This is a genomic window from Streptomyces sp. NPDC126497 (assembly GCF_040302425.1).
In the GTDB taxonomy this organism is placed as follows: Bacteria; Actinomycetota; Actinomycetes; order Streptomycetales; family Streptomycetaceae; genus Streptomyces.
Map to the genome: position 1 here is coordinate 1 of NZ_JBEORT010000174.1, position 6,642 is coordinate 6,642.

Annotated in this window: 6 protein-coding genes; all 6 read left to right on the top strand. The window is 73.6% G+C overall.

Annotation, left to right across the window (positions count from 1 at the left end; all coding sequences use genetic code 11):
- Window positions 1-159: 159 nt before the first annotated feature.
- Window positions 160-846, top strand: coding sequence for a ribulose-phosphate 3-epimerase (gene rpe / locus ABTY20_RS34515; protein ID WP_352001099.1), 687 nt, complete (start codon window positions 160-162; stop codon window positions 844-846).
- A gap of 78 nt (window positions 847-924) precedes the next feature.
- Complete coding sequence (locus tag ABTY20_RS34520) at window positions 925-1,968, top strand: sugar-binding transcriptional regulator (protein ID WP_352001100.1); 1,044 nt, start codon at window positions 925-927, stop codon at window positions 1,966-1,968.
- 330 nt (window positions 1,969-2,298) lie between these two features.
- Entirely contained in the window at window positions 2,299-3,741 is a 1,443-nt protein-coding gene (locus ABTY20_RS34525) for a GuaB1 family IMP dehydrogenase-related protein (protein ID WP_352001104.1), read from the top strand.
- Window positions 3,742-3,992: 251 nt separating this feature from the next.
- A complete protein-coding gene (locus ABTY20_RS34530) occupies window positions 3,993-5,471 on the top strand; it encodes an amino acid permease (RefSeq protein ID WP_352001101.1) in 1,479 nt (492 codons plus the stop codon).
- A gap of 10 nt (window positions 5,472-5,481) precedes the next feature.
- Complete coding sequence (locus ABTY20_RS34535; RefSeq protein WP_352001102.1) at window positions 5,482-5,934, top strand: Lrp/AsnC family transcriptional regulator; 453 nt, start codon at window positions 5,482-5,484, stop codon at window positions 5,932-5,934.
- A gap of 29 nt (window positions 5,935-5,963) precedes the next feature.
- A partial coding sequence (locus tag ABTY20_RS34540; RefSeq protein ID WP_352001103.1) for a hypothetical protein occupies window positions 5,964-6,642 on the top strand: 679 nt, incomplete at its 3' end.

A 6,642-nucleotide genomic window follows, 5' to 3' on the forward strand; every position in this document is an offset into this window, starting at 1 on the left:
CCGGCGCGGCGCCGCGACGGGGCGCGGGGCGGGGCGGGGGCGTCCGCGGCTCCGGCCGGCCCGGGCGCACCCGGGCACGGACGGCCCGCAGCCGACGGGCGACGCTCTCGACCGGACACCGCCGCACGCAGGCCCCGGGAGACATGGCAGTCTTGGTGCATGGCCCCGCAGATCAGTCCCAGCATCCTGTCCGCCGACTTCGCCCGCCTCGCCGACGAGGCGAAGGCGGTGGCCGGCGCCGACTGGCTCCACGTCGACGTCATGGACAACCACTTCGTCCCGAACCTCACGCTCGGCGTGCCGGTCGTGGAGTCGCTCGCCCGTGCGACGGACACCCCGCTGGACTGCCATCTGATGATCGAGGCCCCCGATCGGTGGGCGCCCCAGTACGTCGAGGCGGGGGCCGGTTCGGTCACCTTCCACGTCGAGGCGGCCACCGCGCCCGTGCGGCTGGCCCGGGAGATCCGCGCCAAGGGCGCCCGCGCCTCCATGGCGCTCAGGCCGGCGACCCCCGTCGAGCCGTACGAGGACCTGCTCCCCGAGCTCGACATGCTGCTGATCATGACGGTCGAGCCCGGTTTCGGAGGGCAGGCGTTCCTCGACATCATGCTGCCGAAGATCCGCCGTACCCGCGAGCTGATCCGCAAGCACGGTCTGGAGCTCTGGCTCCAGGTCGACGGCGGGGTCTCGGCGTCCACCATCGAGCGGTGCGCCGACGCCGGCGCCGACGTCTTCGTCGCGGGTTCCGCCGTGTACGGGGCGGCGGACCCGGCCGAGGCGGTACGTGCACTGCGCAACCGGGCGGAGGCCGCGACGGCCAAGGCATCGTGGGCATGCGACCACTGAGCGTCAGGAACATGAACGGCGCCCGGGAGGGCTGATCGACCGCGCCGGATCTGCAAGGATGAACGGCGAATCCAGAGTGTGAACAGCAGTGAGGAGATCGCCGTGTCGGGTATGTCGGCGGGCCGGTCAGCCATGCGGATGGGACCCGCTGAGCTGGTGCAGGCGGCGGCCATGGCCCGCCGCTTCTACCTCGAGGGCAAATCCAAGATCCAGATCGCCGAGGAGTTCGGCGTGAGCCGCTTCAAGGTGGCCCGGGTCCTGGAGACCGCCCTCGAACGGGATCTCGTACGGATCGAGATCCGTGTGCCGGCCGAGCTGGACGCCGAGCGCTCCGACGCGCTCCGCGCCCGCTACGGCCTCAGGCACGCCGTCGTGGTCGAGTCCCCGGCCGAGGCCGAGGAGACGCCGGACCCCGAGAACCTGGGAGAGGTGGCCGCCGACCTGCTCGGAGAGCTGGTCAACGAAGGAGATGTGCTGGGTCTGGCCTGGGGCCGGTCCACCATCCACATGGCGGCGGCCCTGGACCGGCTGCCGCCCTGCACGGTCGTGCAGCTCACGGGCGTGTACGACGCCGGGACCGCCGAGCGCGGCTCGGTGGAGGCGGTGCGGCGCGCCGCGCAGGTGTCGGGCGGCGACGCCCACCCCATCTACGCGCCGATGCTGCTGCCGGACGCGGCCACCGCCCAGGCGCTGCGCCACCAGACCGGGATCGCGCGGGCCTTCGAGTACTTCGACAAGGTCACCGTGGCCTGCGTCTCCATCGGCTCCTGGGAGCCGGGCATCTCGACGGTGCACGACATGCTCAGCGACGAGGAGCGGGCGCACTACGCCTCCCTCGGCGTCGCCGCGGAGATGTCCGCGCACCTCTTCGACACCGAGGGGCGCCGGGTCGGCCGGGACCTGGGGGAGCGGTGCATCACGGTCAAGACCGACCAGCTGCGCCGGGTCCCGGAGGTCGTCGCGATCGCCGGCGGCCAGCGCAAGGGGCCCGCGATCGACGCCGTACTGCGCTCGGGCCTCGTCACCAGCCTGGTGACGGACACGTCGGCCGCGGACTACCTGATGACGGCGGGCACCACTCCGCGGTCCGCCCTCAACCGCGCGGACCCGGACGGCCCCTGACGGAGGGGCAGGCGGGAGCGGGCCCGACGGCACGGCCGTACGGCGCCGGGCCGGGCCCGGCCCCTCCGCCTGCCGCCGGCCACCACCCGCACGCGGCCGGGACGCCCGGACCCCCCGGCCGCGGAGCGCGTCGTCGGCCGGGGCGGCGGACGGACCGTCCCGCCCGGTGCGACCCCGGCCCTCGGATGATCCTCCGAGCGGGGGCTCCGACCGGCCTGGACGATCCGACCGGGGCGGGCGTTCCGGTCGCCATGGGACAATGAAGTACGTGCTCTTCCCCCTGGCTGACCTGCCCGGGGGCCACCTTTGATCGACTGGGATGTGCAGCACGTGCGTTTCCTCAACGACATCCGGCCCGCGTACGACCTGACGTACGACGACGTCTTCATGGTGCCGAGCCGTTCCGCGGTCGGCTCGCGGCAGAGCGTGGACCTCAGCTCCCCGGACGGCACGGGCACCACCATCCCGCTCGTCGTCGCCAACATGACCGCCATCGCCGGCCGCCGCATGGCCGAGACCGTGGCCCGTCGCGGGGGGCTCGTCGTCATCCCGCAGGACATCCCGATCGAGGTCGTCACCGAGGTCGTCTCCTGGGTGAAGGGCCGCCACCACGTCCTGGACACCCCGATCGTGCTGGCCCCGCACCAGACCGTCGCCGACGCGCTCGCCCTGCTGCCCAAGCGCGCGCACGACGCGGGCGTCGTCGTGGACGACGGGCACCGGCCGGTCGGCGTGGTCACCGACGCCGACCTGTCCGGCGTGGACCGCTTCACCCGGCTCGAGGAGGTCATGTCCAGGGACCTGATCCTCATCGACGCCGACACGGACCCGCGCGAGGCCTTCAACACCCTCGACGGCGCCAACCGGCGTTACGCGCCCGCCGTGGACCGGGACGGCCGTCTGGCGGGCATCCTCACCCGCAAGGGCGCCCTGCGCGCCACCCTCTACACCCCGGCCACCGACGCGCGGGGCCGGCTCCGCGTGGCCGCCGCCGTCGGCATCAACGGCGACGTGGCCGGCAAGGCCGAGCAGCTGCTGGAGGCCGGCGTCGACACGCTCGTCATCGACACCGCGCACGGGCACCAGGAGTCGATGATCAGCGCGCTGAAGCTGGTCCGCGACCTCGACCCGCAGGTGCCGGTCGTCGCCGGCAACGTCGTCGCCGCCGCGGGCGTCCGCGACCTGATCGAGGCCGGCGCCGACATCGTCAAGGTCGGCGTGGGCCCCGGCGCCATGTGCACCACCCGCATGATGACCGGTGTCGGCCGGCCGCAGTTCTCCGCCGTCCTGGAGTGCGCCGCCGAGGCGAGGAAGTACGGCAAGCACGTGTGGGCCGACGGCGGTGTCCGCCACCCGCGCGACGTGGCGATGGCGCTCGCGGCCGGCGCGTCCAACGTGATGATCGGCTCCTGGTTCGCCGGGACCCACGAGTCCCCCGGCGACCTCCAGCACGACGCGAGCGGCCGCGCCTACAAGGAGTCCTTCGGCATGGCCTCCGCGCGCGCCGTGCGCAACCGCACCTCGGAGGAGTCGGCCTACGACCGCGCCCGCAAGGCGCTGTTCGAGGAGGGCATCTCCACCTCCCGCATGTTCCTCGACCCGGCCCGCCCCGGCGTCGAGGACCTGATCGACTCGATCATCGCGGGCGTCCGCTCCTCCTGCACCTACGCCGGAGCCGGCTCGCTCGAGGAGTTCGCCGAGAAGGCCGTCGTCGGCGTCCAGAGCGCCGCCGGCTACGCCGAGGGCAAGCCGCTGCACGCCAGCTGGGCCTGACGGCCCCCGCCGGGAGCGGGGCGGGTGTGCGACGGCCCACAGGGCCCGCGCAACGAAAACCCGCCTCACCTCGGGAAACGCAATGATCGTGCGGTGGTGCGCAAGGTTGCTGCATTTCAGGAGCAACGAACAACCTCATAGGGTTACGCGCTGTACGTAGTGCGGCGGGGACCCGCTCGACGGGTCCCCGCTGTCGCGGGACGCCGCCGGTCCCCGCCGCGCAGGACCGGCAGCGACGAAGGAGTCAGCGCGTGCTCGACCAAGGCGCACCCCCGCACAACGGCAGTACCGCCGCCCCGCCGTCCCCGGGTGTCGGCGCGCGCCTGATGCGCCGCAAGCCCGTGGAACGCCTGGTCGCGGAGGGCGGCCAGGGCGAGGGCGGCTCCCTGCGGCGCTCCCTCGGGCTGTGGCAGCTGACCATGATCAGCATCGGTGCCACCCTCGGCACCGGCATCTTCGTCGTCCTCGGCGAGGCCGTCCCGAAGGCCGGTCCGGCGGTCACGCTCTCCTTCGTCATCGCCGGCCTGACGGCTCTCTTCTCGGCCCTCTCCTACGCCGAGCTGGCGGGCACCATCCCGGTCTCCGGCTCCTCCTACTCGTATGCGTACGCAACGATGGGCGAACTGATCGCCTGGGTCTGCGGCTGGTGCCTGATGCTGGAGTACGGCGTGTCGGTCGCCGCCGTCGCCGTCGGCTGGGGCGAGTACCTCAACGAACTGCTCGACGGCACCATCGGCGTCACCCTCCCCGCCGCGCTGTCCGCCCCGCCCGGCGACGGGGGCGTCTTCAACCTGCCCGCGCTGATCGTCGTCCTGCTCGCCATGGCGTTCCTGATGGGCGGAGCCCGCGAGTCCGCCCGCGCCAACACGATCATGGTCCTCGTGAAGATCGGCGCGCTGGTGCTGTTCTGCGCCGTCGGCGTCCAGGGCTTCCGCTCCGGCAACTACGAGAACTTCATGCCGCTCGGCATGGCCGGCGTCAGCGCCGCCGGGGCCACGCTCTTCTTCTCGTACATCGGTTTCGACGCCGCCTCCACCGCCGGCGAGGAGGCCAGGAACGCCCAGCGCGACCTGCCCCGCGCGATCCTGCTGTCGCTCGCCATCATCACCGCGCTGTACGTGCTGGTCGCCGCCGTCGCCGTGGGCGCCAGGCCCTGGCGGCGGTTCACCGACTCCGAGGCCGCCCTCGCCCAGATCATGCGCGAGGTCACCGGCCAGGACTTCTGGGGCACCCTGCTGGCGTTCTGCGCGGTCATCGCCATCGCCAGCGTCGTGCTGACCGTCCTCTACGGCCAGACCCGCATCCTGTTCGCCATGGCCCGGGACGGGCTGGTGCCCAAGGCGTTCGCCCGGGTCAGCCCGAGGACCGGCACGCCCCGCGCCAACACGCTGATCGTCTCCCTCTTCTGCGGCGTACTGGCCGCCGCCGTCCCGCTCGGCCAGCTCGCCGACGCCACCAGCATCGGCACCCTGTTCGCCTTCGCGCTGGTCAACGTCGCCGTCGTGGTGCTGCGCCGGACCCGCCCCGACATGCCCCGCACCTTCCGGGTGCCGCTGTCGCCGGTGCTGCCCGCCGTCGGCTTCGCGTTCTGCGTGTGGATGATGGGCAGCCTGTCCGCGGTCACCTGGGTGGTCTTCGGTGTCTGGATGGCCGTCGGGCTCGTGTTCTACTTCCTGTACGGCTACCGCCGCTCCCGGCTCGCCACCCCGGCCACACCAGAAGCGAAGTGAACCACCCGCAGTGCTGAACGATCTCGACGAACGCATCGTGCACGCCCTCGCCGAGGACGCCCGCCGCTCCTACGCGGACATCGGCCAGCTGGTCGGCCTGTCCGCGCCCGCCGTGAAACGGCGGGTGGACCGGCTGCGCGTCACCGGGGCCATCACCGGATTCACCGTGCGGGTGGACCCCGCCGCCCTCGGCTGGGAGACGGAGGGGTTCGTCGAGATCTACTGCCGCAGCAACACCTCGCCGGAGACCATCCAGCGGGGCCTGGAGCGCTACCAGGAGGTCGTGGCCGCCTCCACCGTCACCGGTGACGCGGACGCGGTCGCCCAGGTCTTCGCCTCCGACATGCGCCACTTCGAACGGGTCCTGGAGCGCATCGCCGGCGAGCCGTTCGTCGAGCGGACCAAGTCCGTGCTGGTGCTCTCCCCGCTGCTGCGGCGGTTCTCGTCGGGATCGCCCACGTAGGGAGCGCGGTCCCGGCGTAGTCTGACATCATGCGGAATCACGCTGATTCCGGACATGAGGGGATCGGTCCAGCGGACGGCGGGGGCGCCCCCGTGTTCGTCGACACCTCCGGCCGACGTGCGCGCCTGCTCCGGCGTGCCGGGTACGGAGCGGCGGGACTGGCGGCCGGGTACCTGGCCGTGCTGGGACTGAGCCTGATGGGAGCCACGCCCTTCGCTCCGGAGGCCGTCCTGCCGCCCCTGCCCGGCGACTCCACGCCGTCCGCACCGCAGAGCCAGGACGCGGGCGGGGAACCGCCGCCCCGGGACGGCACCGGAATCGCGGCCGGGCCGGGTTCCCCGCCGGTCCCGCTGCTCGCGGGGCAGGGCCCGTCCGGTGCCGCGCCCCTCGCTCCCGGGGTCCCGCTCGTCCCCGGCGGGCCGGTACCTCTCGTCCCGGCCGGTCCCGGACCCTCCACGGCACAGGCTTCGCCCCCGCCGGAGCAGCCCTCCGCCCCGGCCCCCGACGACCCGTCCGCCCCCGCCGCGGGAGACGACCCCGTGCCGCCGCCGGACGAGGGGACGGAGGACCCGACCGCCCCCGGAACGGACGCCCCGCCGCCCGAGCCGCCGCCCGGAACGCCGCAGCCCACCCCGTCCGCGCCCGGCCCCGAGGCGCCGTCCGGGGCCCCGGCCGCCTCCCCGCCCGACAACCCGCCGGCGGCCGGGG